The organism is Dactylosporangium siamense, from assembly GCF_016862795.1.
Classification (GTDB): domain Bacteria; phylum Actinomycetota; class Actinomycetes; order Mycobacteriales; family Micromonosporaceae; genus Dactylosporangium; species Dactylosporangium siamense.
This window is the reverse complement of sequence record NZ_BONQ01000127.1, coordinates 39,541-63,691: the sequence shown is the minus strand read 5'-3', so window position 1 is coordinate 63,691 and position 24,151 is coordinate 39,541. Positions and strand designations below refer to the sequence as shown.

At 73.4% G+C, this 24,151-nt stretch carries 22 protein-coding genes; 10 read left to right on the top strand and 12 right to left on the bottom strand.

What is annotated here, in order from left to right; genetic code table 11:
- Window positions 1-12 precede the first annotated feature (12 nt).
- A complete protein-coding gene (locus Dsi01nite_RS40690) occupies window positions 13-1,443 on the top strand; it encodes a HoxN/HupN/NixA family nickel/cobalt transporter (protein ID WP_203851738.1) in 1,431 nt (476 codons plus the stop codon).
- Here the strand turns inward: Dsi01nite_RS40690 and Dsi01nite_RS40685 are convergent.
- Window positions 1,433-2,320, bottom strand: coding sequence for an EamA family transporter (locus Dsi01nite_RS40685; RefSeq protein ID WP_239136535.1), 888 nt, complete (start codon window positions 2,318-2,320; stop codon window positions 1,433-1,435). The genes Dsi01nite_RS40690 and Dsi01nite_RS40685 overlap by 11 nt on opposite strands.
- A 69-nt stretch (window positions 2,321-2,389) precedes the next feature.
- Between Dsi01nite_RS40685 and Dsi01nite_RS40680 the strand changes: the two genes are divergently transcribed.
- From Dsi01nite_RS40680 to Dsi01nite_RS40670, 3 genes are all read left to right on the top strand, one after another.
- The gene (locus Dsi01nite_RS40680; RefSeq protein ID WP_203851737.1) at window positions 2,390-3,253 is read left to right on the top strand and encodes a LysR family transcriptional regulator; all 864 of its coding nucleotides are present in this window, start codon (window positions 2,390-2,392) and stop codon (window positions 3,251-3,253) included.
- Between the two features lie 4 nt (window positions 3,254-3,257).
- Window positions 3,258-3,722, top strand: a complete 465-nt coding sequence (locus Dsi01nite_RS40675; RefSeq protein WP_203851736.1) for a helix-turn-helix transcriptional regulator — start codon at window positions 3,258-3,260, stop codon at window positions 3,720-3,722.
- A 502-nt stretch (window positions 3,723-4,224) separates the two neighbouring features.
- Window positions 4,225-4,425: a hypothetical protein gene (locus tag Dsi01nite_RS40670; RefSeq protein WP_203851735.1), complete on the top strand. Its 201-nt coding sequence runs from the start codon at window positions 4,225-4,227 to the stop codon at window positions 4,423-4,425.
- Window positions 4,426-4,682: 257 nt separating this feature from the next.
- On the opposite strand, the gene Dsi01nite_RS40665 is transcribed toward Dsi01nite_RS40670, so the two are convergent.
- Window positions 4,683-5,729, bottom strand: a complete 1,047-nt coding sequence (locus Dsi01nite_RS40665; RefSeq protein WP_203851734.1) for a hemolysin family protein — start codon at window positions 5,727-5,729, stop codon at window positions 4,683-4,685.
- Complete coding sequence (locus Dsi01nite_RS40660; RefSeq protein WP_203851733.1) at window positions 5,726-7,066, bottom strand: hemolysin family protein; 1,341 nt, start codon at window positions 7,064-7,066, stop codon at window positions 5,726-5,728. Before Dsi01nite_RS40660 ends, Dsi01nite_RS40665 begins: the two co-directional genes overlap by 4 nt.
- Before the next feature lie 216 nt (window positions 7,067-7,282).
- Here Dsi01nite_RS40660 and Dsi01nite_RS40655 point away from each other — a divergent pair, with 216 nt between their 5' ends.
- Genes Dsi01nite_RS40655 through Dsi01nite_RS40640 form a run of 4 tightly spaced genes read left to right on the top strand, consistent with a single transcriptional unit; the run spans window position 7,283 to window position 12,202 of the window.
- The gene (locus Dsi01nite_RS40655; RefSeq protein ID WP_203851732.1) at window positions 7,283-8,677 is read left to right on the top strand and encodes a hypothetical protein; all 1,395 of its coding nucleotides are present in this window, start codon (window positions 7,283-7,285) and stop codon (window positions 8,675-8,677) included.
- Window positions 8,674-9,849 carry a sensor histidine kinase gene (locus tag Dsi01nite_RS40650; RefSeq protein WP_203851731.1) on the top strand — a complete coding sequence of 392 codons (1,176 nt, stop codon included), beginning with the start codon at window positions 8,674-8,676 and terminating at the stop codon, window positions 9,847-9,849. Before Dsi01nite_RS40655 ends, Dsi01nite_RS40650 begins: the two co-directional genes overlap by 4 nt.
- Window positions 9,846-10,286, top strand: a complete 441-nt coding sequence (locus tag Dsi01nite_RS40645; protein ID WP_203851730.1) for a response regulator — start codon at window positions 9,846-9,848, stop codon at window positions 10,284-10,286. The genes Dsi01nite_RS40650 and Dsi01nite_RS40645 overlap by 4 nt, the downstream gene beginning before the upstream one ends.
- On the top strand, window positions 10,286-12,202 hold the full coding sequence (locus Dsi01nite_RS40640; RefSeq protein ID WP_203851729.1) for a hybrid sensor histidine kinase/response regulator: 1,917 nt from the start codon (window positions 10,286-10,288) through the stop codon (window positions 12,200-12,202). Before Dsi01nite_RS40645 ends, Dsi01nite_RS40640 begins: the two co-directional genes overlap by 1 nt.
- A gap of 41 nt (window positions 12,203-12,243) precedes the next feature.
- Here the strand turns inward: Dsi01nite_RS40640 and Dsi01nite_RS40635 are convergent, their stop codons facing one another.
- Window positions 12,244-12,720, bottom strand: coding sequence for a phosphoribosyltransferase (locus Dsi01nite_RS40635; RefSeq protein WP_203851728.1), 477 nt, complete (start codon window positions 12,718-12,720; stop codon window positions 12,244-12,246).
- A gap of 77 nt (window positions 12,721-12,797) precedes the next feature.
- Between Dsi01nite_RS40635 and Dsi01nite_RS40630 the strand changes: the two genes are divergently transcribed.
- Window positions 12,798-13,160, top strand: a complete 363-nt coding sequence (locus tag Dsi01nite_RS40630; RefSeq protein ID WP_239136534.1) for a VOC family protein — start codon at window positions 12,798-12,800, stop codon at window positions 13,158-13,160.
- Window positions 13,161-13,180: 20 nt separating this feature from the next.
- On the opposite strand, the gene Dsi01nite_RS40625 is transcribed toward Dsi01nite_RS40630, so the two are convergent.
- Window positions 13,181-13,756 carry a hypothetical protein gene (locus tag Dsi01nite_RS40625; RefSeq protein WP_203851727.1) on the bottom strand — a complete coding sequence of 192 codons (576 nt, stop codon included), beginning with the start codon at window positions 13,754-13,756 and terminating at the stop codon, window positions 13,181-13,183.
- 80 nt (window positions 13,757-13,836) lie between these two features.
- On the bottom strand, window positions 13,837-14,670 hold the full coding sequence (locus Dsi01nite_RS40620) for an alpha/beta fold hydrolase (protein WP_203851726.1): 834 nt from the start codon (window positions 14,668-14,670) through the stop codon (window positions 13,837-13,839).
- A 309-nt stretch (window positions 14,671-14,979) separates the two neighbouring features.
- Between Dsi01nite_RS40620 and Dsi01nite_RS40615 the strand changes: the two genes are divergently transcribed.
- Window positions 14,980-15,795, top strand: coding sequence for a hypothetical protein (locus Dsi01nite_RS40615; protein ID WP_203851725.1), 816 nt, complete (start codon window positions 14,980-14,982; stop codon window positions 15,793-15,795).
- 41 nt (window positions 15,796-15,836) lie between these two features.
- Here the strand turns inward: Dsi01nite_RS40615 and Dsi01nite_RS40610 are convergent, their stop codons facing one another.
- From Dsi01nite_RS40610 to Dsi01nite_RS40585, 6 genes are all read right to left on the bottom strand, one after another.
- Window positions 15,837-16,349, bottom strand: a complete 513-nt coding sequence (locus tag Dsi01nite_RS40610) for a GNAT family N-acetyltransferase (protein ID WP_203851724.1) — start codon at window positions 16,347-16,349, stop codon at window positions 15,837-15,839.
- Between the two features lie 67 nt (window positions 16,350-16,416).
- Window positions 16,417-19,698 (bottom strand): alpha-L-rhamnosidase, encoded by a 3,282-nt coding sequence (locus Dsi01nite_RS40605; RefSeq protein ID WP_203851723.1) that lies wholly within the window; start codon window positions 19,696-19,698, stop codon window positions 16,417-16,419.
- A gap of 169 nt (window positions 19,699-19,867) precedes the next feature.
- Entirely contained in the window at window positions 19,868-20,458 is a 591-nt protein-coding gene (locus tag Dsi01nite_RS40600) for a response regulator (protein WP_308442125.1), read from the bottom strand.
- A 137-nt stretch (window positions 20,459-20,595) separates the two neighbouring features.
- The gene (locus Dsi01nite_RS40595) at window positions 20,596-21,861 is read right to left on the bottom strand and encodes an MFS transporter (protein WP_203851722.1); all 1,266 of its coding nucleotides are present in this window, start codon (window positions 21,859-21,861) and stop codon (window positions 20,596-20,598) included.
- A gap of 71 nt (window positions 21,862-21,932) precedes the next feature.
- Window positions 21,933-23,129, bottom strand: a complete 1,197-nt coding sequence (locus Dsi01nite_RS40590; RefSeq protein WP_203851721.1) for an amidohydrolase — start codon at window positions 23,127-23,129, stop codon at window positions 21,933-21,935.
- A complete protein-coding gene (locus Dsi01nite_RS40585) occupies window positions 23,126-24,151 on the bottom strand; it encodes a pyridoxal-phosphate dependent enzyme (RefSeq protein WP_203851720.1) in 1,026 nt (341 codons plus the stop codon). The genes Dsi01nite_RS40590 and Dsi01nite_RS40585 overlap by 4 nt, the downstream gene beginning before the upstream one ends.

Sequence of the window (24,151 nt, the reverse complement as noted above, 5' to 3'; positions counted from 1 at the left end):
AAGTGAGGACGCATGACCAGGCTGGGTTGGGCCGCGGCCGTCCTAAGTGGGCTCGGGCCGCTGCTGCTCGCCGGGCCGGCCGCGGCGCACCCGACCGATGAGGTGATCCAGCAGGCGTACCTGACCCCGGCGGCGTCGGGGCTCACCGTCGAGCTGGACCTCACCCCGGGGGTGCTCGCGGCGCCGGCGTTCGCCAGGGACGTCGACACCAACCGCGACCGGACGATCAGCGCCGCGGAGGCGGAGTGGTTCGCGGCCGGTGTCGCCTCGGGGCTCACGCTGCGCGTCGACGGCGCGACGGTGCCGCTGACGGTCACCGGATACACCCTGCCGTCCTACCAGGTGCTCGCGGCGGCGGGCGGCCCGGCGACCGTGACCCTCGCCGCGCCCCTGGCACCCGGCGCCAGCAGCGTCCAGTTCCACGACGCGTACGACCCCGGCCACACCACGGTGCAACTGGACGTGCTCGTCGCACCGGCCGACCCCGTGAGGGTCGACACGATCGCCCGGGCCCGCGACGGGCGCACGATCACCGTCACCCTCGCCGCCCCGCGGGCGGCCGCAGCCAGGGCGCCGGCGCCGGCCCGTACCCCGGCCGAAACGGGATCGGAAATGCTGGGGGCGTTGCGGGCGCCGCTGTCCTCGCCGTGGGCGCTCGCGGCGCTGCTGGGCTCGTGCGCGCTGCTCGGCGCCCTGCACGCGTTGACGCCGGGACACGGCAAGGCGCTGCTGGCGTCGTATCTGGTCGGCACCCGCGGGACCCCACGGCACGCGGTCACGCTCGGCGCGGTCATCACGGTCACCCACACGGCCGCGGTCGTCGTCCTCGGCGTGGCGGTGCTGACGGCGGGGCGGTTCCTCGCGCCCGGGGTCGTGGTGCCGGCCCTGGAGCTCGCCGCCGGCACAGTCGTGGCCGTCCTCGGCGTGCGGCTCGTGCGCCGCCGCCACCGCGAGCACCGTCACGACCACAACCACGACCACAGTCACGACCACGACCACAGTCACGACCACGACCACAGTCACGACCACGACCACCGTCACGACCACGGTCACGACCCGGCGGCGCCGCGGGACCCAGCGATGTCCGGCCGCGGCGGGACGCTGACGGCCATTCGCGTCCTCGCGCCGCGGCAGTCGACCGTGCGCGGCGTCACGGCGATGGGGGTCACCGGCGGCATCATCCCGTGCCCCGAGGCGCTGAGCGTCCTGCTCCTCGCGATCGCCCTCAACCGCACCGCCCTGGGCCTCGGGATGATCCTCGCGTTCAGCCTGGGCCTCGCCGCCGTGCTCGTCGCGCTCGGCCTGGTCCTGGTGAGCGCCCGCACGACCCTGCACCGCTTCCGGGGCAGGCCACTTCGCTGGCTACCGACGGTGTCGGCAGCGGTGGTCACCGGGCTCGGCCTGATGATGGCGGCCACCGGCGTGGCGCACCTCATGCGGTAGCGGCCGCGTCCTTCCACAGCACCACGCCGGCGCTGGCCGCCACCACGAGCCCGATCGCCGCGATCTGCGCCGGGTGCAGCTCCTGGCCCAGGAGCACGAAACCGGCGAGGGCCGCGATCGCCGGGCCCAGGCTCATCAGCACCGCGAACGTCGACGTCGGCAGGAGCCGCAGCGCGGACAGCTCGAACGTGTACGGCAGCACCGACGACAGCACCGCCACCGCCGCGCCGAGCGCCAGCACCCGCGGGTCGAGCAGCGCCCCGCCCGCGCCGAGCAGCCCGGCCGGCAGGGCGAGGACTGCGGCGACGAGCATGGCCAGGGTGAGGCCGTCCCGCTTCGGGAAGTTCGCGCCGGCCCGCGCCGACAGCATGATGTAGCCGGCCCACGCCGTGCCGGCCAGGAACGCGCAGCCGACCCCGATCGGGTCGAGCTGGTCGAACCCACCGCTGCCGAGCAGCGCGACACCGCCGAGGGCGAGCAGCGCCCATAGCCACGCGACCCGGCGCCGGGCGGTGATCACGGACAGCGTCAGCGGGCCCAGGACCTCCAGGGTGACCACCGGGCCGATCGGCATGCGCGCGATGGCGACGTAGAACGCCAGGTTCATGCCGGCGAGGACGGCCCCGAAGACGCCGACGAGCAGCCATTGGCGGGAGGTGTACCCCCTGAGCCTGGGCCGCCCGACCGCCACCAGCAGTGCCGCACCGATGAGCAGCCGCAGCGAGACGACCCCCGCCGCCCCGGCGAGCGGGAAGAGCGTGGTGGCCACCGCTGCTCCACTGTGGACGGACGTCTGGGAGGCGAGGACCCGCCACACCCCGCCGCCCCTTCTGGTGGCGATCGGTGCGGGCACGGCTCCGGTCAGGACGTCGGTCACGCGGGCAACGCTATGCACCACGACGGATCTTGTGAAATGCCGCTTCGCCGCTGGTTATGCTGCTCACGCATGACCATCGAGCTGCGGCACCTCAGAGGGTTCCTCGCCATCGCGGAAGAGAGCAACCTCACGCGAGCGGCGGCCCGGCTGCACCTGACGCAGCCGGCGCTGACCCGCACCCTGCAACAGCTCGAGGCGCACCTCGGGGTCCGGCTCGTGGACCGCTCCACGCACCACCTGGCACTGACCCCGGCCGGCCACGAGTTCCGCCGCAACGCCGCCGCCGCGATCGCCGCCGTCGAGCACGCCCTGGACCCGGACCGGTCCCGGCGGCTCCCGGTCCGGCTGGGGCACGCGTGGTCGGCGCTCGGGGCCCACACCACGTCGCTGCAACGCCGGTGGAAGCGCGCGCATCCCGAGACGGTCCTCGAGGTGCTCCGCCTCGACGAGCGCAGCGCGGGCCTCGCCTCCGGCGCGGTCGACGTCGCCGTCCTGCGCGGCCCGGTGACCGTGCCCGACGTGCCCGGCGTCACCGTGGCGCACCTGATGCGGGAGCCGCGCCTCGCGGCGGTGGCCGACGACAGCCCCCTCGCCGGGCGGGCCACGCTGACCCTCGCCGACCTCGCCTCGCATCCCCTGGCTCTCAACACGGTCACCGGCAGCACGAGCCTCGCGCTGTGGCCGCCGGGCGCCGCGCCGACCCAGGTGGTGCCGGTGAAGAACACCGACGACTGGCTGGCGGTCATCATCGCCGGCGACGCGGTCGGGGTGACCGCCGCCGGGACCGCGGCGATGCACCCGAACCCGGCGGTGCGCTACGTCCCGCTCACCGACGCCCCACCCGTCGACGTGATCCTGGCCTGGCGCGAGCCGGTCACCCACCCCGCCGTCCCGGACCTGCTGCGCCTGGCCCACGACGTCGTCAGGCGCTGATCCGGTGCCGCTGGGCCGGGTTCGTCAGCGCGCCACGAATCCCGCCGACCGCCGCGCCGAACCGCGGCACCCAGCCGAGCCCGCGCAGCCGGCCGGCATCCAGCGCGGCGTCCATGGCGAGATACCCGGTTCGTGGCGGGCCGCCCTCGCCGACGACCGGATCGCCCGCGCCCTGGACGCCGCGTACGCCGAATCCCACCGCCCCTGGACCCTGCACGCCCTCGCCCGTGTCGCCGGGATGGGCCGCACCGCGTTCACGGCGCGCTTCCGCGAACTCGTCGGCGAGAGCCCGTTCGCACACCTGACCCGCTGGCGGATGGACCTCGCCGCCACGATGCTGCGCGACGAGCCCGGCCGCACCCTCGCCGAGGTGGCCGCGGCGGTCGGCTACAGCGACGAGTTCGCGTTCGGCGCCGCCTTCCGCCGCGAGGTCGGCACCCCACCCGGCACGTACCGCACGCTCAACTGACGCACCGCCGGGCCGACAGGCGCTGTCAGCCGCCACCGCCGTCATGGCCGGCGCCGCTGTCCACTCGGGTGTCGCGGGCGCCGCCGGTCTCGCTCCAGAAGGTGGGGCCGGTCGGGCCGCCGCTGTACATCGACTCGTCCAGGTCGCTGCCGGAGCGGGCTGGGTGGGTGGTGCCGCACTCGACTGGTTTGCCGTGCCAGCGGGTGCAGGGTGTACAGGTCCGGGTCGATGCGGCGCAGGTGGTCGGGTCAGGAACGCGCGGGAGCGGGCCGGCAGCCGGTCGACGCGCAGGAACAGCGCGCCCGCGACGGCGGCGCATCCCAGCACGGTGCCGCCGTCGTGGGGTGCGAAGAGGCCGACGAGTTGAAAGGTGGCGAAGAATGAGCGCGGAAGACATCAGGGACCAGATCGGCGGGGCTATCGCGGACGCCATCAGGAGAGCACGAGCGCGGTGACCGGTGGGGGACCGGTGACGGCGAGGACACCCAAGGCCTGGGTGGTCATGGCGGTGCACGACGGCTACGACCCGCGCCTCACCGCGCAGGGTGTAGGGGTGGGCGGGGACGGCGTCAAGAAGAACTTCTTCCGCATGACGGCCATGCCGATGCTGTCGCCGCACGAGACCCTGGGGCCGATCGAGGTCGCGCAGGGCATGGCGCGGGAGGCCGTCACACACTGGCTCGTCGCAGGCAGGCCGGTATGAGTGGCCAGATGTCACGCGGCCGGTGGCGGGGCATTGGGATCCGGAGCGATGGCAGGAGGCTGCTGACCGGGCGCAGGCAGGAAGCGGTCGGTAAGCGCACCGAGGACGCGGGCCGAGGACGAAACCGATGGATCGGGGGCGCGTGCGCCGGAGGCCTCCACGATCGGCTGCATCGCGGACCGCTCCGCCGTGGCCGCCACGCCGTAGGCGCCGCGGACCGCTCCGCCGTGGCCGCCGTGGCGGGCGGACCGCGGTGGTCAGCGCTCCGTCGTGATCGGGTCGGTCTCGTCGTCGAACTCGCCGATGACCTCCTCGAGGAGGTCTTCGAGGGAGACCACCCCGACCGGGCTGCCGCCGTCGCCGGCGACCGCGAGCTGCGCCCTGGACTCCCGCATCGCCCGCACGGCGGCCAGCACGCTGGTGCCGGCGGGCAGCGTGAACGCGGGGATCATCAGGTCCCGCGCCAGGGCCGGACGGCCCGCCGTGGTGGCCCGCAGCGCGTCGCGGACGTGCACGACGCCGTGCACGACGCCGCCGCCGTCCACCACCGGGAACCGGGACCGGCCGGTCGCCTGGTTGGCCTGTTCGACGTCGGCGGCGGTGGCGTCGGCCGGGACCGTGACGACCGCCGCGGACGGCGTCATCACCTGCGCGATCGTGGTGCCCTGCAGCTGCAGCATCCGGCTGAGCAGCTGGTGCTGGTCCTGCGCGAGGGTGCCGTGCTGGCGGGAGGACTCCAGCAGCATCATCAGCTCCTCCGGCCCGTGTGCCGCCGACAGCTCGTCCTGCGGGTGCACCTTGATCAGGCGCAGGCAGGCGTTGGCGAGGCCGTTGAGCACGGCGAGCAGCGGGCGCACGAGCCGGGTGAAGGCCCGGAACGGCAGCGCGAGACCCCGCGCGGAGCGCTCCGGATCGCTGATCGCCCACGACTTCGGCGCCATCTCCCCGACCACCATGTGCAGGAACACCACGACGGCGAGGGCGATGACGAACGCGATCGGGTAGCTGAAGCGCTCCGGCAGGCCGGCGGCGGTGAACCAGGGGTCGAGCAGGTGCGCGATGGCGGGCTCGGCGAGGGCGCCGAGGCCCAGCGAGCACAGGGTGATGCCCAGCTGCGCGCCGGCCAGCATCAGCGACAGCTCCCGGCTGCCGGCGAGCGCCGCGGCGGCGGCCCGGCTCCCCTCGGCGGCGGCCTGCTCCAGGCGGTGCCGCTTGCTGGCCACGAGCGCGAACTCGGCGGCCACGAAGAACCCGTTGGCCGCGAGCAGCAGCACCGAGACAACCAGGGCCCAGCCGGTGCTCATGACGAACCCCCGATTGACGAACCACCGATTGACGAACCCCCGACGGACGCCCCGATGCGCACGGTGTCCGGCACGTGCCGGTGCACGGAGATAACCTCGAGGCGGACCGGCGGCGTGGTGACGTCCACGACGTCGCCGGGGCGCGGGATCCGGCCGAGCTGTTGCAGCACGAGACCGGAGACGGTGTCGTAGTCGTCGCCCTCCGGCAGGGTCACGCCGGTCGTGCGGGCGACCTCGTCGACCCGCCAGCGGGCCGGGACCAGCCACGAGCCGTCCTGCTGGCGGATCGCCGCCGGTTCGGGTGCGTCGTCCTCGTCCCGGATCGAGCCGACCAGCTCCTCCGCGACGTCCTCCAGGGTGATGATGCCGGCGAAGCCGCCGTACTCGTCGATGACGCAGGCCAGCTGCCGGTGCTCGGTGCGCAGCCGCTCCAGCACGGTGGGCAGCGCCGCGGTGGACGGCACCAGGACCGGCGGCGCCGCGATCTCGGCCATCGTGACGCGGTGCCGGTCCTCGGCCGGCAACGCCACGAGGTCGGCGCCGCCGACGACGCCGATCAGGTCGTCGACGCTGTCGCCGACGACCGGGAAGCGGGTGTGCCCGGTGTCGAACAGCTCGACCAGGCGGATCGCCGGGTCGGTCGCGGCCACGGTGACGACGTCGACCCGGGCGATCATCGCCTCCTCGGCGGTGCGGGCCCGGAACGCCAGTCCGCGCTGCAGCAGCTGCGAGGTGTCGGCGTCGAGCAGCCCGCCGCTGCGGGACTCGGCGATGATGCGTTCCAGGTCCTCCGGGGTCGCCCCCTCGGGCAGTTCCTCGATGGGTTCGATGCCGACCCGGCGCAGCAGCCGGTTCGCGGCCGCGTCGAACATCCGGATCACCGGCCCGGCCACCGCGAGGTACATCAGCGTGACCCGGGACAGGGCCCGGGCCAGGACCTCCGGCTGGGCGATCGCCCAGTTCTTCGGGCCGAGCTCGCCGAGGACCATCTGCACCACGGTCGCGGTCAGCAGCGCCAGGACCACGGAGATCGACGTGCTGGCGGCCCGGGGGACACCGGCGACGCCGAGGAGGTCGGCCAGGCCGCGGCCGAGATACGGCTCGGCCACGAAACCGGCGAGCAGCGCCGTGACGGTGATGCCGAGCTGCGCGCCGGACAGCATGAACGACAGCCGTTCGGTGATGCGCAGCGCGCGCCGGGACGACTGGTCACCGCCCGCGGCGGCGCGTTTGAGCTTGCCGCGGTCCACGGCCACGTAGGCGAACTCGGCCGCCACGAAGTAGCCGGTGGCCGCGGTGAGGACCACGATGAGCGCGAGTCCGAGAAGGATCAACACGGTCGGCGTCCACCGCTGACCGGACAAATGGGAGCCGGGGCGACGCCCGGCTCCGTACTGCAGCCGTCCATGCGCTGACGCTATCAGCCTGAGCTGGGAGGTTTCTGGGAACCAGCCGCGTGCGGCCCGCCGCCGCCCGTGCGTGGTACGTTCGATCACGTGCATACCGAACGTAGTCACTCGGCTGCGTTGCGTGTTGAAGCGGGTGTGCCGGCGGTGGCGGCGTGGGTCCACGGGCCGATGGCCGAGCTCAACCGCGACATCGTCGCGAGGCGCCGGCCGGCCGGGGAGTTCCCCGCGGCGGCCGCCGCGGCATTGTCGACCCTGGCGGTGGTGCCGGAGCGGTGCACGCCGCAGGAGGCCCGGCGCCTCGTGGTCCTGCTCGGCCTCGTCGGCGCCGGCCTGGGCCGGCACCACCAGGAGCGGGACCCGGCGCACCGGCAGCGGCCCGAGCGGGCCTTCGACCTGACCGCCGGCTCGGACCGGGTGCCCTTCCTCGACTACTTCGCCAGGCTCGCGGCGCGCACCGGGCACCCACAGCGCGACGCGTACGCCTCCCTGACCCGCTGGAACCTGCCGGCCACCGAGGCGTGGTGGGGCGACACCCGCCTCGCCACGCTGCCGGGCGAGTTCGACGACGGGCTGGTCCGCACGTACACCGGCGAACGCGACGAGGTCAGGTTCCTCGAGCTGACCAAGCTGACGGAGACCCTCGAACGGGCCGTCAACGGCACGCTCGCGCCCCTGGCCGAGGAGACCGTCGACGTGTGCGGTGCCGAGGCGGTGCACCGGCTCGGGGTCGCCGCGGAGCTGCTGGACGCGATCCGCCGGCTCAACGCCGCCTTCGCCGCGCTGCCACCGGCCGACGGCCTGCGGGCCGGGCACTTCATGGACGTGTTCCGCCAGTTCGCCGTGCACTGGCGGCCCGGCGACGTGCCGCCGAGCGGCGCGCTGGACCCCGAGGCCCTCGAGCGTGACCTCCTGCTCGGCGTCGACCCGCCGGGCTACCGCCGGCACATCGCCCGGCTGCGCCCCGGCATGCTCGCCGGCGAATGGGACCGGCTCGGCGTGGTCATGGACCGCCCCGGCCTGCCCGAGCTGCTGCTGGCCCGGCTGCGACCGGCCGGAGACCTGGCCGAGCAGTCGCCGGCCGGGCTGCGGGTGCTGCTGGGCTCCTGCCCGGCGCTCGGTGCGCTGTACCTGGTGCTGCGGGCGCACGCGCGGGTCTCCAGCACGCACCTCATGCTCGCCAAGAAGTACCTGTTCACGCCGCAACGCGACCGGGACCGCGCCGGCGTCGGCGACACCGGTGTGGTGTCCAACCGGCGCGGCACCACCGGCATGGACGAGACCGCGCTGGAGCGCCTGACCCGGATCCGCGGCCGGCACCCGTTGACGGCGCTGCGCCGGCTGCCGACGGCCGACCTGGAGTCCCTGGCCGGCGTCGACGTCCTGCGGGCCCACCTGCGCGCGGAGGCGCGGTTCGCCGTTTCGTCGGCGGCATTGGTACGACCACGCACCTCCGACGACGACGCCCGCGACGACGACACCCGCGACGTTGACCCACCGGACGGCGGCGCGACCGGCGACCGGCCGCCGGGGCAGCAGTGAACGCCGACGCGGCCGCACCGGCCGGTTACGACCCCCGGGTCGGGCACGACCAGCTGCTGGCCCTCATCGACAACACGTCCGCGGTCATCTACATGCGCGACCTCGACGGCCGGTACATGCTGGTCAACCGCGAATACGAGCGGCTGTTCGAGGTCAGCCGGGACGCGATCGTCGGGCTCACCGACCACGACCTGTTCCCCACCGCGATGGCCGACGAGTTCCGGGCCAACGACCTGCAGGCGGCGCGGCGCGGCCGGCCGGTGCAGATGGAGGAGGAGGCGCCCGGCGACGACGGCCCGCACACCTACGTGACGGTGAAGTTCCCGCTCATCGGCGCCGACGGCGCGCCGTACGCGGTCTGCGGCATCTCCACCGACATCACCGAGCGCAAACGGGCCGAGGAGCAGGTGCGGCGGCTCAACGCGGAGCTGGAGGACCGGGTCCTGCAACGCACCGCGGAGCTGCACGCGTCCAACCAGGAGCTCGACGCGTTCGCGTACTCGGTGTCGCACGACCTGCGCGCGCCGCTGCGGTCCCTGGACGGCTACAGCCAGCTGCTGCTGGAGGACTACGGCGACCGGCTCGACGGCGACGGCCGCGAATACCTCGACCGCCTGCAGGCCAACGTGGCGCGGATGGCCGCGATGATCGACGACCTGCTCAACCTGTCCCGCGCCACCCGCACCGAACTGCACCGCGGCACCGTCGACCTCACCGCCATCGCCCGCGACGTCGTCGCCGAGCTGCGCGCCGCCGACCCCGACCGGCAGGTGCGGGTGAGCGTCGCCGACGGGCTCACCGCCGCCGGCGACGCCGACCTGATCCGGCTCGTGCTGCAGAACCTGCTCGGCAATGCGTGGAAGTTCACCGCCAAACGCGACGACGCCGCCGTCGAGGTCGGGGCCGAACCCGCCGCCGTGCTGTTCGTGCGCGACAACGGCGCCGGGTTCGACATGCGCTTCGCCGGCAAGCTGTTCGAACCGTTCCAGCGGCTGCACGCCGCCAGCGACTTCGAGGGCACCGGCATCGGGCTGGCCATCGTCCACCGCGTCGTCACCCGCCACGGCGGCCGGATCTGGGCCGACGGCACGGTCGGTGACGGTGCCGTCTTCCGGTTCACGCTCGCCCCGAACCGGGGCGGCCCGGCACCGTTCGCACCGGAGACACCATGAACGACGGGGTCATCCTGCTCGTCGAGGACAACCCCGACGACGTGACCTTCACCCTGCGCGCCTTCGCGAAGAACAACATCGGCAACCGGGTCGTCGTCGCGTCCGACGGCGCCGAGGCGATCGAGCTGCTGCAGCCGCCCGACGGCGCCACGCCGCTGCGGCCCGCGCTGATCCTGCTCGACATGAAGCTGCCGAAGTACGACGGCCTGGAGGTGCTGCGGCGCATCCGCGCCGACCCGGCGACCCAGCCGCTGCCGGTCGTGGTCCTCACCACCTCCAGCGAGGAACGCGACATCGTCGAGAGCTACCGGCTCGGCGCCAACAGCTACGTGCGCAAACCCGTCGTGTTCGCCGACTTCGTCAACGCCACCAACGTGCTCGGCATGTACTGGCTGCTGGTCAACGAACCCGTCCCGGCCCGCCCCGGCAGCCTCTGATGCCGCAGACCCGGGTCCTGATCGTCGAGGACGACCCCGACGACGCCCGCCTCATCGTCACCCGGCTGCACCGCGGCGGCCTCGACCTCACCGTCGACATCGTCACCACCGCCGAGCAGTTCCGCGCCGCGCTCCGCCAGCATCCGCCGGACCTCGTCATCTCCGACTACAACCTGCCGTCCTTCACCGCCGAGGAGGCGCTGCGGACGCTGCGCGAGCACAGCGGCGACGCGCCGTTCATCCTCGTGTCCGGGCAGGTCGGCGAGGAGACCGCGGCCGCGATGATGAAGGCCGGCGCCAGCGACTTCGTCCTCAAGGACCGCAGCAGCCGCCTCGTGCCCGCGGTGCAACGCGAGCTGCGCGACGCCGACGAACGGCGGCAGCGGCGGGCCGCCGAGGCGGCGCTGCGGGAGAGCGAGCAACGCTTCCGGCTCCTCGCCGAGCACTCCATCGACATCATCTTCCGGTTCCGCCTGCAACCGGACCGGCGGCTCGAATACATCAGCCCGGCGATCACCGTCATCACCGGCCACGACCCCGCCGAGGTGTGCGCCGACCCGTCGCTGCTCGTCGGGATCGTCGACGAGGAGGACCGGGAGGCGTTCAAGACCTCCTGGCTGCTGCCCCGGGCCCGACCGCTCGTCGTGCGCGCCCACCACCCCGACGGCCGGCAGCTGTGGATCGAGCAGCGCGCCATCCTCATCGCCGGCGGGGACGGCACCCCGATCGCGGTCGAAGGCACCCTCCGCGACGTCACCGAGCAGCAGCGGCTCGACCACGAACTGCGCCAGGCCGAACGGCTCGACTCCCTCGGCCACCTCGCCGGCGGCATCGCCCACGACTTCAACAACCTCCTCGCGATCATCACCGCGTACGCCAGCGACATCACCGACGCCCTCGGACCGGCGCATCCGAGCCAGCCCGACATCCTGCGGATCAGCCACGCCGCGGAACGCGCCGCCGCGCTCACCCGGCAGCTGCTCATCTTCAGCCGCCTCGAGCCGTCCCAGCCGGAGGTCCTGGACCTCAACCAGGTCGTCGCCGACACCGAACAGCTGCTGCAGCGCACCATCGGCGAGGACATCACGTTCACCACCGACCTCGACCCGGACCTGCCGCCGGTCACCATCGACCGCAGCAAGCTCGAACAGGTCATCGTCAATCTCGTCGTCAACGCCCGCGCCGCGATGACCGAGGGTGGCCGGCTCGCCGTCACCACCACCCGCGTCATGCCGTTGGCTCCAGGCGTTTCGGGTGCCGGCACGGTCAGCCTCACCGTCACCGACACCGGCTGTGGCATGCCCGCCGACGTCGTCGCCCGCGCGTTCGAACCGTTCTTCACCACCAAGGGACCCGGCAACGGCACGGGGCTGGGCCTGGCCACCGCCTACGGCGTCATCACCGAGGCCGGCGGCGACATCCACATCGACAGCCTGCCCGGCCGCGGCACCACCATCACGGTCCTGCTGCCGTCGGCGGAGCTGCCCGACACCGCGGCCGCCGCCGGCACCGCCGTCCCCGCCAGCACCGGCGAGCCGGGCGGCCACGTCCTCGTGGTCGAGGACGACGAGGACGTCCGCGACATCGTCGTGCGGATCCTGACCAGAGCCGGCTACCGGGTCACCGCCCCGGCCTCGGCGACCGCCGCCCTCGAACTGTGCGCCGACCCGGCCTTCACCGTCGACGCGCTCCTCACCGACGTGATCATGCCCGACATCGCGGGGCCGCAGCTCGCCAACGCCGCCCGGCTCCTGCGCCCGCAGCTGCCGGTGCTCTACATGTCCGGCTACACGGCGGGCAACCTGCCCGGCGGGCGGACCCTGACCGACGACCCGCTGCTGCGCAAGCCCTTCACCACCGACGAACTGCTCCACCAGCTGCGGCAGGTCCTGCACCGCACCCGCACGCTGTCCTGAGCGCTGCGGTCCACCGCAGCGGTCCACCGCAGCGGTCCACCTCAGCGGGACGGGACCACCGGTGGTTCGTTCGACCACGGGAAGTTGATCCAGCGGTCGGTGCGCCGCCACACGTACTCGCACCGCACGGTGGTCTGCGGCTTCTCGTACAGCACGGCGCAGCGCACGTCCGCGGCGTGCTGTACGCAGAAGTCGCGGACCACCCGCAGCGTCGCCCCGGTGTCGGACACGTCGTCGGCGATGAGCACCCGCTTCCCGGCGAGGTCCTCCCCATCCGGCGTGGGCCGCAGCACCACCGGGGCGTCGAGCCGCTCGTCGACGCCGGTGTAGTACAGGACGTTCATCATCACGAGGTGCTTCACGTCCAACGCGTAGCCCAGCGCACCGGCCAGGAGCAGCCCGCCGCGCGCCACGCACAGGACCACGTCGGGGCGGAACCCGTCGTCGACGACCGCCTGGGCGAGGGCCCGCGACGCGCCGCCGAACGTCTGCCAGTCCAGCTCTTCCCGCTCATCCATCGTTCGTCTGCCTCACATCGCGGGGGCCGGTGCCGCTTCGAGCTTACCCAGCGGTGACGTCTGCGAGAATCACCGGCGTGGCATCGAAGATCGGCGACATCATCATGGACTGTCCCGACCCGGAGGCCTCCGCGGCCTTCTGGTGCGCGGCGCTGGACTACCGGATCACCGAACGCGACGACACCGGCGTCGCCATCGCCGGGCCGCCGTCCAGCCCGGCGATCCTGCTGATCGGCACCACCGACCCCAAGCGCGGCAAGACGCCGATCCACTTCGACCTGTGGCCGACCGACCGGGACCAGGCCGACGAGGTTGAGCGGCTCGTCGCGCTCGGGGCGACCCGCGTCGACATCGGCCAGCGCGACGTGCACTGGGTCGTGCTGGCCGACCCCGCCGGTCATGAGTTCTGCGTGATGCAGCGGGTCGACCCGGCGGCGTGACGCCGGTGCCGCGCGGGCCGTCAGCCCTCCAGGGCCCGCCACGGCTTCGGGGTCCACACCCAGTGACCGTTGACATGGACCAGGCCGTCATACGCCATCCCGGAGTCCTTGCCCGGCTCGGCGTACCGCCACCGGTACCAGGTGAAACCCGGCTTCAGATGCGGGCCGGCCTGCTGGTAGCCGCCGGGGAAGTTCGCCTCGGCGGTCGGCGACCAGGACCGGATCTCGTCGCTCGTGGCCTTGAAGACCTGCAGCTGCGTCTGCCCGGCGTCGGCGGTGAGCTTGGCATCGTTCCACAGGTTCGCCGCGTAGAACCGCTCGGCCTTCGCCGCGGCGTCACCCACGAACAGCGCGCGGTAGTCCTCGGTCGTCGGCTTCAGCCGCAGCACCAGCGGCGGGTTCTTCGGCAGCGCCTGCAGCAGCGCCTTCGCGCCCTCTTCGGTCTCCGGGTACGCGTCGCCGGCCGCGCTCCGCGCGGTGGAGGCCTGCGTGGTCGGCTGCTGTACGGCAGGAGAGTCCACGGCCTCCTTGTCGCAGCCGGTGAGGGCCAGACCCAGCAGGGTGGCCACGAAGGTCGATAACGCCAGGCGTCGCATGCATGCTCCTTCTTCGTTGATCCCGCGAGCGGATCAACGTACAAACCGCCGTCAACCCGGCATGCGGCGCTGCGTGCGGGTCAGCGGAGGAAGGCCGCGACGGTCGTGGCGAGCCAGGCCGGGTCGTCGAGCCAGGGGGAGTGCCCGCCGCCGGCCAGGACGGCGACCTCCGCGTGCGGGAACAGCCCCGCGTATTCGGCGGCGACCTTCGGCGGCAGCGCCACGTCGTGCTCACCGGCGACGAGCAGCACCCGGGTCCGCAGGTCGGCGACGGCGACCCGGGCCGGCGCCGGGTCGTAGCCGGTGTAGTAGGCGGCCGCGGCGGCGTCGTTGCGGTCGTCCTTCTTCCGGATCACGTCCGCCCGCGCGGCGTCGTCCCACCGGCCGTAGGTGAACGGCGTGATCGCGTCCCAGTCGGCGACGGTCTGCGTGCCCGCCCAGATCCGCTCGAACGCGGCGAACGCGTCGGCGAACCAGGCCTCGCCGCGGCGCGGTTCGGCGACCTCGCGGCGGTCGGCGTCGGTGATGTCGAGGCCGACCACCCGCGGGGACGGGTTGAGCAGCACGAGCCGGCCGATCCGGTCGGGGTGGCGCACGGCGTAGAGCACCGCCACGGCCGACCCGGCGGAGTGCCCGAGCAGGTCGACGCGGTCCAGGCCGAGGTGCGCCCGCAGCGCCTCGACATCCTCGACGAGCCGGTCGCACCGGTAGCCGGCCGGGTCGTCCGCGGCGGCCGACCCGCCGGTGCCGCGCGGGTCCAGCCGGACGAGAGTGTGCCGCGCCGACAGCCCGCCGAGGTCACCGAGATACGCCGAGGCCCGCATCGGGCCGCCCGGCAGGCAGATCAGCGGGCTGCCGGCACCGATGCGGTGGTACGCGAGCCGGGCGCCGTCGATACCGTCAAAGATTTCCACCCGTGGATGCTATCCGCCGCGACCCCTCACCCCGTTGATTACCTTCCGTAGCTGTCCGGGTCGGGCTTGCCCGCCGGGGGTCGACGAGGTGTCCACTGTGGATCCACAGTGGACCCGTTGCAGTACAGCAGGCGCTTGACCTGGTCGTACAGGGACAAGTGTCCCGAGTTGTGTCCCGACGTGTGTCCCGGAAGCCGGGCCTGTCCCCAGTTTGTGCCACGGTCCACGGTGGACCGGATCGGCGGCCGAGCCGCATTCGTACATTGCTCTGCGTCACCAACACGGGTGACCGAAGCAGAGGAGCACACCTTGCAACGACACCTTCTTCGAGCCGGCGCGGTCGCGCTGGCCGGTCTGCTCGGCGCGGTCGTCATCCCTGCCGGCCCGGCCGGCGCCGAGCCGATGTGCGACCGGCCGGTGCCGCCGCCCGCGTGCGGTGACGGCGGCGGGGACGACCCGCCGCCGGCGCCGCGGGACATCCCCGTCCACGGCACGCTCGACGCGGTCACCTACGTCGGCAACGCCGTGCGGGTCAGCGGCTGGGGCATCGACCGGGACAGCGGCAGCGCGCCGCTCGTCGTCGACATCTACCTCGACGGCGCGTGGAAGCGGACGCTCACCGCCGACACGTACCGCCAGGACGTCGCCGACGCCTACCCGTCCTACGGCGCCTACCGCGGCTTCGACGCCACCGTCCCGGCCGGCCTCGGCACCCACCAGGTGTGCGCGTGGGCGATCAGCGTGGTGCCGGCCGGCGCGCCGAACCCGGGCAACCCGTCGCTCGGCTGCAGGACGTACACCGGCGTGCTCGCGGCACCGGGCAACCCGCGCACCATCTCCCGGGCGCAGGACGGCACCACGGTGCTCGGGTTCAAGGACAACTCCGTCGAGGAGACGTCCTTCCGGGTCACCATCACCCGGCAGTACTGGGAGCCGTACACCGACCCGCGCTGGGGCCAGCTGTACCGCGCGTACTACGTCGACCGGCAGATCACGGTGCCGGCGCAGGCCGGTACCGACGAAGTCACCGCCACGACCCAGACCTCGGGATCGGACTGCCGCACGACGGTGACCGCGGTCTCCGGATCGTTCCAGAGCGCCCCGGTGTCCGCCGGCTGGTGCTGATCGGGCCGACCTGACCCGCCTTCGGGCTGCCGTCCGGCGGGTCAGGTCAGCTCGTCCGCGAGGAGGTCCATGAGCAGCCCGTCGTGCCAGCCGCCGTCGGCGTCGCGTTCGTAGCGCCGCATGACGCCGACGGGCCGGAAGCCGACCTTGCCGTAGCACCGGATGGCGGCCGCGTTGTCCGCGGCGGGGTCGATGACGATGCGGTGGTGGCCGTGCTCGGCGAACAGGTGCCGGGCCAGGGTCCGCACGGCGTCGGTGCCCAGCCCCTGGCCGTGCGCCTTCGGGTCGAGGTAGATGTCGATGCTCGCGTGCCGGTAGTCAGGGTCGGTCTCCGCACCCCACTGGATCATCCCGACCACCCGGCCGTCGTGCTCGATGGCCAGGGGATGGCTGTCGGGGTCGTCGAGGTCCTCGGCCACCGCGGCGGCGAGGTCGTCACCGCCGCGCCACCGCTCGTACACCTCCGGCGTGGCGCGGATCCGGGCCAGCTCGGGAACGTCGGTGGCCGCGGCCGGCCGCAGCGTCACCAGGGCACCGCGCAGCGTCGTCTGCATGCGAGCACGTTACGGCCCGGGGACGGGGCGGGCCAAGCCGATTTGGCCCGCTCCGTCGCCGTTGCGGTCATTGGACGTAGCAGGACTTCGGGGTGCCGGGGACGGGGTCGCCGAAGATCGTGTTGGTGCACGGTGTGCCGCCGGTGACGCGGCGGTACGTGTACCGGCCGGCCGCGCCGAACGCGACCTCGCGGGTGCCGGTGAACGCGCACGTCGTGGTCTCGTCGGCGCACGGTGTCCAGGTCGTGGTCCCCGGCGGCGGGGCGGTGAGATGGCAGGCCTTCGCGGTGCCGGGGACGGGGTCGCCGAAGACCGCGTTGGTGCAGGCCGTCCCGCCGGTCAGCGTGGCGTAGCGGAACTGGCCCGCCGCGCCGAACGCCACCGTGGCGGTGCCGGCGAACGCGCAGGTGCCGGTCTCGGTCGCGCACTGCGTCCAGGTGTCCGCGGCCGGCGGGGGAGCGGTGACGTAGCAGGCCTTGGAGACGTTCGGCGCCGGGTCGCCGAACACCCCGTTGCCGCACGTGGTGCCGCCGGTGAGCGTCGCGTAGCCGAACCGGCCGGCGGCGCCGAAGGCCACCGTCTGGGCGCCGGTGAAGGCGCAGGTCCCGGTCTCGCCCGCGCACCGTGGCCACGCGCCCGGCAGCGCGGTCGTCGCGGCCGGCGCCACCGATCCGGTGAAGTGCCAGCCGCCGGAGCCGACCGTGTACACCGTCCGCGTGCCGTCCGCCGACACCTGGGTCGCGCCGGCGGACGGGCTCACCGTGGCGGTGCCGCGGCCGAAGTTCGGCACGTGCACCGTCGCCGTCGCCCCGACCGGCACGGTGACGTCGAGCGCGAACTGTCTGCCGGAGACGGTCCAGGAGCTGGCGACCGTGCCCCGCACCGTGTCGATGGACGCGGCGGCGCGTTGCAGCCCGGCCGGGACGTGCGGGTCGACGACGAGCGTGGCGTACCCCGGCCCGGTCGGCTGGATGCCCGCGAGCTGGGTGTAGAGGGAGGCGTTGATCCCGGCGAACATGGCGTGGTCGTGCGTCTCCATGTTGGACACGTAGGTCCACTGCTCCCACGGCGTCGTCGCGCCCCGCCCGATCTCGTAGCCGAACCCGGGGTACGTCGTGGAGTCCAGGACGGTCAGCGCCACGTCGACGCGTCCGATGCGGGCGAGCGCGTCCATGAGGAACCGGGTGCCGAAGATGCCGGTGTCGAGGTGCCCGCCGTTGCGGTTGAGGATCGTGTCGACGAGCCGCGCGCCGACGGCGGTCACGTTCGCGTCCGGCACCAGCCCGAACGCGAGCGGCAGCACGCTCGTGGTCTGCCGGCCGCTGCCGTAGCTCGCGCCGTCGGCGTTGAGGAACCGGGCGTTGAACGCGGCCTTGATGCTGTCGGCGAGCTGGTTGAAGCGGGTCGCGTCGGCGGTCTGGCCGAGCGCCGCGGCGGCCTTCGCGACCGCCTGCGCCTGGCGGAACGACAGCGCGGTGTTCACAATGGACACTTCGCTCTGGCAGGCGCCGGCGCTCGGGTTGCCCTGACCGCCGTTGGCGTTCGGGCCGAGGTCCGGCGGGCACCAGTCACCGAACCCGGTGGTCCAGACCTTCGCCCCGTTGGTGTCGACGAACCGTTGCATCGCCGGGTACGTGGCGGCGAGGGTGTCGCGGTCGCCGTACTGCTCGAACAGCGCCCAGGCGAGGACGACCTGGTTGCCGCCCATGTCCGGCTGCTGCGCGTTGCCGGCGTCGTTCGGCAGCGCCGTGCCGGGCGGCAGGTCGGCGAGATAGTTGGCGTAGAAGGCGTTCATCCCGAACTCGCGGATCGACGCGTCGTGATACGCCTGGACGTCCATGCCGGGCGGCGTGCGCTCGTCGCGGACCGGGTTGTCGGTCGGGATGCTCATCGAGTTGTTCAGGATCGCCCAGCGGTTGTTCTGCCAGATCTGGTTCAGCAGCGCGTCGGACGAGCTGAAGGTGCCGGTGGAGCGCACGTCGGCGTGCACGACGCGGGCGTCGAGGCTGCCCATGACCGGCGTGCCCGGGTAGCCGGTGACCTCGACGTAGCGGAAGCCGTGGTACGTGAACCGCGGCTCCCAGGTCTCGACCGCGCCCGTGCCGGCGAGGGTGTACGTGTCGGTGGATGCGGCGCTGCGGTTCGTGGCGGTGTCGAGCAGGCCGCTGGGCAGGAGCTCCTCGGCGGTGCGCAGCCGCACCGTGGTCCCGGCCGCCCCCTGCACGCGCAGGCGCGCCCAGCCGGCGATGTTCTGGCCGAAGTCATACACCCAGACGCCGGGCTGGGGCTGGCTGAGCCGCGCGGCCGGCAGCGTGGCCACGACCCGGACCGGCGGCAGCGCGGCCGCGGTCAACGCGGCCGACGGCGCGGCGACGGTGCGCACGGCCCGCCATCCCGTGTCGGCGTAGCCGGGCTGGTCCCAGCCGGCGCGCTCGAGCCGCGCGTCGTAGGCCTCGCCGGCGTAGAGGTCGTTCGCGGTGATCGGGCCGGTCTGCCACTTCCAGGACGGGTCGGTGGTGACCGTCTGATGCGTGCCGTCGGCGAACGTGACGTCGAGCAGCAGGATCGCCTGCTTCGGGCCGGACCAGCGGAAGCCGTACGGGCTGAACCGCGGGCCGTAGCCGTCGCCGAGCCACAGCCCGACCGCGTTGCCGCCGGCGCGCAGGGCCGACGTGACGTCATAGGTGCTGTACAGGTTGCGCTCGCCGTAGGGCGTGTTCGCGGGCGCCAGGACCTGGTCGCCGACCTTGGCGCCGTTGAGCCGCAGCTCGTGGAAGCCGAGCCCGTCGACGTAGGCCCGGGCGCCGGCGATCGCCTTGGACGGCAGCGTGAACGAGGCCCGCAGCATCGGCGCCGCGGCCGTGGACGCGTCGGGGCTGATCCACTGGGCGCCCTTCCAGTCCTGGGTGGTGAACAGCCCGGTCTCCCAGCGGGCGGCGGGGCTCCACGCCGACGGCTGGTCGCCGGCGTCCCAGGCCTGCACGGTCCAGTGGTATGTGCGCGCCGGCTGCGGCGCGGGGCCGCCGTAGGGCACGGCGATCGAGTTGGCGGTGGCCACCTTGCCGCTGTCCCAGACGTCCGCGCTGCCGGGGCTGAGCCGGCCCGGGCTGCTGGCGACGAGGATCCGGTACGCGGTCTGCCGCTCGCCGTTGACCGGCGAGGTGAGCCGCCAGCTGAGGCTGGGCCGGACGTTGTCGATGCCGAGCGGGTCGGTCACGGTGTTGACGCGCAGGTCGGTGACGGTGAGCGCGGCGGCTGCCGCGGCTGCGGGCGGGGCCGGGGCGATGACGGCCGGTAGGGCGAGGGCGGCGGCGGCCAGGCACAGTGCGGCGCGGATGTGAACGAACATGGCGGTGTCCTTTCACGGGACGACTACGTCGTTTGAAACCTTTCAATCGGGAGTCGTCTCACGCTAACACCGTCGATGTCCGGTAGGCCAGTACCTGCCTTATGTGACCGCGATGATGCCCGCAATCGCGGCTTTTGCCGCTCCGGGTTCGGTCAGGTATTTCCAGAAGCTAGTTGGCGTCGTCGCCGGCCTCGAGGCGGGCGGCGTCGGACGCGCGGCTGGGCAGGGTCACGGTGTGACCGAAGAAGTTGCGGATCTCGGCCACGACGTATTCGAACTGGTCGAGGTCGATGGGCTTGGTGACGTAGGCGTTGGCGTTTCTGCTGTAGCTCGCCATGATGTCGCTGTCGGTCGACGACGTGGTGAAGACGATCACGGGGATCGACTTCAGGTTCTCGTCCTGCTTGATGAGCGTGAGCGCCTGCCGGCCGTCGACGCGGGGCATGTTGAGGTCGAGCAGGATCAGGTCCGGCCGCGGCGCGTCGGTGTAGGGCTCCTCCCGGTAGAGGAACGCGAGGGCCTGCTCGCCGTCGGCGACGTGGTGCAGCTCGCTGGGGAGCCGGTGGTCGTCGAAGGCGCTCTCCATCAGGGCCACGTCGGCGAGGTCGTCCTCGACGAGCAGGACCTGCAGGACGGCGGACTCAGTCGGCATCGCGGGGTTCTCCAGTGCTCGGCCCGCCGCCGGATGGTCGGCGGTGTCGGGGGCGCGGGTCGTCTCCTGGCCCGGGGTGCGTCCGGTCGCGGACGTTGACAGCGGCACAGTACGGCACCGGGCCCGGTGCCGCCACCGGACGGGCGGAACGGTCCTGCCCTCCCGGCATTCTGATCACCCTGCCGAAATCGACGCAAAATTCGACGCAATGGTCCACCTGGCGGCCCCGGTCGGGCGCTGCGCTCTCAGCCGGGTGGCCGGGCCGGGAAGTCACGGTCGGTGCGGGCCTCGGTGGCGAGCAGGGGCAGGGGAGCGATGACGTAGAGGACGGCGAGCGTCCACATGGCGGCCTGGACGCCGAGCGTCGAGGCCAGGAGGCCGGCGGTGGCCGCACCCAGCGGGACGGCGCCGAACACGAAGATCCGCGACGCCGCGGTGACCCGGCCGAGCAGGTGCGCGGGCACGAAGCTGCCGCGGTACGTCATGGTCATCACGTTCGACATCGTGGCTCCGGCCAGGGCGATGAAGGAGCCCGCCGCGAACAGCGTGAGGCGCCAGCCGTGGCCGCCGAGCGGCAGCAGCAGCACGAACGGCGCGGCCGCGACGTTCGCCACCAGGTAGGTGCGGGCGCTGCCGAAGCGCCGGGACGCCCGCGACGCGAGTGCGGCGCCGAGGATGGCGCCGAGGCTGCCCACGCCGATCACCAGGCCCGCGGTTCCCGGCGCGGCGCCCTCGGTGCGCACCAGGAAGACGATGCGCAGCGCCGTGATGCCCAGCATCGCGAAGTTGGTCAGCGCCGCCACCACCAACATGGCCTGCAGCAGCCGTCCGCGCATGATGAACCCGATGCCCTCGGCGATCTGGCGCAGCATCCCCGGGCGGTCGCCCGGGGAAGGGCGTGGCTCCGGCCCGGACCGCAGGCCGAGCAGGCAGGCCGCCGACACCAGGAAGGTGACGGCGTCGATGAGGACACCGCTGACCGCGCCGGCCGCCTGGGCCAGCAGGCCGCCGAGGCCCGGTCCGACGACCAGGGCGATCGACGCGCTGGTCTGCAGCTTGGCGTTGCCCTCCATGAGGTCTTCCGTGCGGACGAGCTGGGGCAGAAACGCGTTGAACGCCACGTTGGCGAACACCCCGGCGGTCCCGGCGAGCAGCGCGGCCACCAGCAGCATGGCGACGGTCAGCACGTCGGTCCAGGCGGCGACCGGGATGACGACGAGCACCGCCGCGGAGACGAGGTCGGCGATCAGCAGGGTGCGCCGGCGCGGCCACCGGTCGACCCAGACCCCGACCGGCAGCCCGATCAGCAGCCACGGCAGCCAGCTGGCGGCCGTGAGCAGGGCGACCGTGGCCGGGCCGGCGTGCAGGGTCGAGATGGCCACCAGCGGGAGTGCCACCGACGTGATCGCGGAGCCGACCGCGCTGGTGGATTGCCCGATCCACAGCAGGCCGAAGGTCCGCGTCCGCAGCAGCCCACCCACGGGCGCACGCTCGACCACGTCCTGGCTCATACGGTCGTTCGCCCCCTCCCGCCCGGCGCGGTCTCGTACGGTACGCGCCGAGCGAGCGGTCACGCGCGCATTTACGACCGCTCGTAGCCGGCCGGTGACAGAAGGTGCGGCCGGGTCGAGCCGAGACTGGTCCGGACGACCTCGCGGTAGTAGGCGACGCCGGCGGAGAGGATGCCGTCGTTGAACGTGTAGTCGTGGCTGTGCAGGGGCGTGCCACCCTCGCCGGCGGTGGTGCCGTTGCCGATGAACGCGAGGCATGCGGGGACGTGGCCGGCGAGGACGCCGAAGTCCTCGCTGCCCATGATGGGATCGGCGGCCAGCCGGACCCGGTCCTCGCCGAGCGCGCGGATCGCCGCCTCGCCCGCGATGGCCACGCACTCCTCGTCGTTGACCGTGGGAGCGAACTCGTGGGTGTAGGTGACCTCGGCGGTGGCGCCGTGCGCGGCGGCGAGGCCGGTGGCGATCTCGCGGATCCGCCGCTCCAGCAGCGCCTGGACGGACGCCTCGAAGCTGCGGGTGTCGCCGGTGATGGTCACGTTGCTCGGGATGGCGTTGCGGGCCCCGTCGGTGCGCAGGTCGGTGCAGGACAGCACGGCGGTGTGGATGGGGTCGACGTTGCGGGCCACGACCTGCTGCAGGGCGAGGACGATCTCGGCGCCGATGACCAGCGGGTCGATCACGAGATGCGGCGCCGAGGCGTGCCCGCCGCGCCCGGCGACGCGGATGGTGAAGTTGTCCTCGCTGGCCATCAGGGGCCCGGGGCGGGTCAGCAGGTGACCGGCGGGGGTGCCCGGGAGGTTGTGGAGCCCGAAGAGACGGTCCACCGGGAACCGTTCGAAGAGGCCGTCGTCCACCATGGCCCGCGCGCCGCGGCCCGGTTCCTCGGCCGGCTGCAGGATGATGCGGACGGTGCCGTCGAACCCTCCTTCCTCGGCCAGGACCGCGGCGGCCCCCAGCGCCATGGCCAGGTGCCCGTCGTGGCCGCAGGCGTGCATGGCGCCGGGATGCTTCGACGTGAACGGCACGCCGCTGCGCTCGTCGATCGGGAGCGCGTCCAGCTCTGATCGCAGTGCGACGGCTCGCGTCGACCGGCCCCGGGTCAGCGACCCGACGACCCCGGTCCCGCCGACCCCGGTGGTCACCTCGAATCCGAGGTCGCGGAGCACCCCCGCGACGAAGCGGCTGGTCTCGCGCTCGGCGAACGCGGTCTCGGGGATCTGGTGCAGGTGGTGCCGCCAGCCGCGCAGGCGATCGTCGGTGCTGCTCATGCCTGGTTCCCTTCGGTGTTGAGAAGGACCACGACGGCGTCGTCGCGCAGTCCGAGAGCGGCGCGGCGCGCGGGGTCGCCCAGCGCTGCCCGCACCCCGGCGAGCGGGGCGGCACCGCTGGGCCCTGAGGAGATGCCGAGCCGGGCGAGGTCCTCGACGGCGCGCAGCGCCTCCGCGTCGCTCACGGTGACGGCCGCGTCGCACCCGTCGCGCAGCACCGGCCACGCCGCGCCGGAGATGGTGCCGCAGTTGAGTCCCGCCATGACCGTGTCCGCGGTGCCCACGGTGACGGGGTGGCCGCCGGTGAGGCTGGCGAGCACGCACGCGGCCGTGTCGGGTTCGACCGCCAGCACGGCGGGGTGATGCGTCCGGGGCCGCCGGTAGTGGCGGACCACCGCCTCGGCCAGCGAACCGACCCCGGCCGGGACGGCGACCAGATCGGGGTGACCGTCGAGCTGGTCGTCGACCTCGCGGAGCAGGGTCTGGTACCCCTCGACGATCCAGGCCGGCACCTCGGTGTAGCCCTCCCAGGCCGTGTCCTGGACCAGGGCGCGGTCCGCGGCGCCTTCGGCGTAGCCGGCCGCGGCGCGAACCGCCGCGTCGTAGTCACCGTCCACACGGACGATCCCGGCGCCTTCCGCGGCGATGCGTTCCCCGGTCGTCTCGGGCATCGCCCGCGGCACGAAGACGGTCGAGGCAACGCCGAAGTGCTTGGCCATCCGTGCCACCGCCCGCCCGTGGTTGCCCTCGGTGGCCGTGACGAGGTCCGCCCCGGGGTGCCGGCGCAGGACCTGCCGGCAGGCCCACGACGCGCCCAGCACCTTGAACGCCGGCAGGCCCAGCCGCCGTGACTCGTCCTTGACGAGCACCCGACCCACGCCCAGTTCGGCGGCCAGCGCGGGGAGGTCCACCAGGGCGGTGGGCTCGTATCCGGGCAGTGAGCGGTGGAAGTCGTGCGCGACGCCGGCCGACGCCACCGACGTCCAGGAGCGGGCCTGCGCGGACGCGAACCACGAAGTCAT

Bases quoted from the DNA above. Each gene is read 5' to 3' on its own strand.
- Dsi01nite_RS40665 (WP_203851734.1), bottom strand. From the start codon at position 5,729: ATGAGCACCGGCTGGGCCCTGGTTGTCTCGGTGCTGCTGCTCGCGGCC.
- Dsi01nite_RS40645 (WP_203851730.1), top strand. From the start codon at position 9,846: ATGAACGACGGGGTCATCCTGCTCGTCGAGGACAACCCCGACGACGTG.
- Dsi01nite_RS40610 (WP_203851724.1), bottom strand. From the start codon at position 16,349: ATGCAGACGACGCTGCGCGGTGCCCTGGTGACGCTGCGGCCGGCCGCG.
- Dsi01nite_RS40595 (WP_203851722.1), bottom strand. From the start codon at position 21,861: ATGAGCCAGGACGTGGTCGAGCGTGCGCCCGTGGGTGGGCTGCTGCGG.
- Dsi01nite_RS40605 (WP_203851723.1), bottom strand. From the start codon at position 19,698: ATGTTCGTTCACATCCGCGCCGCACTGTGCCTGGCCGCCGCCGCCCTC.
- Dsi01nite_RS40590 (WP_203851721.1), bottom strand. From the start codon at position 23,129: ATGAGCAGCACCGACGATCGCCTGCGCGGCTGGCGGCACCACCTGCAC.
- Dsi01nite_RS40585 (WP_203851720.1), bottom strand. From the start codon at position 24,151: ATGACTTCGTGGTTCGCGTCCGCGCAGGCCCGCTCCTGGACGTCGGTG.
- Dsi01nite_RS40690 (WP_203851738.1), top strand. From the start codon at position 13: ATGACCAGGCTGGGTTGGGCCGCGGCCGTCCTAAGTGGGCTCGGGCCG.
- Dsi01nite_RS40635 (WP_203851728.1), bottom strand. From the start codon at position 12,720: ATGGATGAGCGGGAAGAGCTGGACTGGCAGACGTTCGGCGGCGCGTCG.
- Dsi01nite_RS40625 (WP_203851727.1), bottom strand. From the start codon at position 13,756: ATGCGACGCCTGGCGTTATCGACCTTCGTGGCCACCCTGCTGGGTCTG.
- Dsi01nite_RS40680 (WP_203851737.1), top strand. From the start codon at position 2,390: ATGACCATCGAGCTGCGGCACCTCAGAGGGTTCCTCGCCATCGCGGAA.
- Dsi01nite_RS40640 (WP_203851729.1), top strand. From the start codon at position 10,286: ATGCCGCAGACCCGGGTCCTGATCGTCGAGGACGACCCCGACGACGCC.
- Dsi01nite_RS40670 (WP_203851735.1), top strand. From the start codon at position 4,225: ATGGCGGTGCACGACGGCTACGACCCGCGCCTCACCGCGCAGGGTGTA.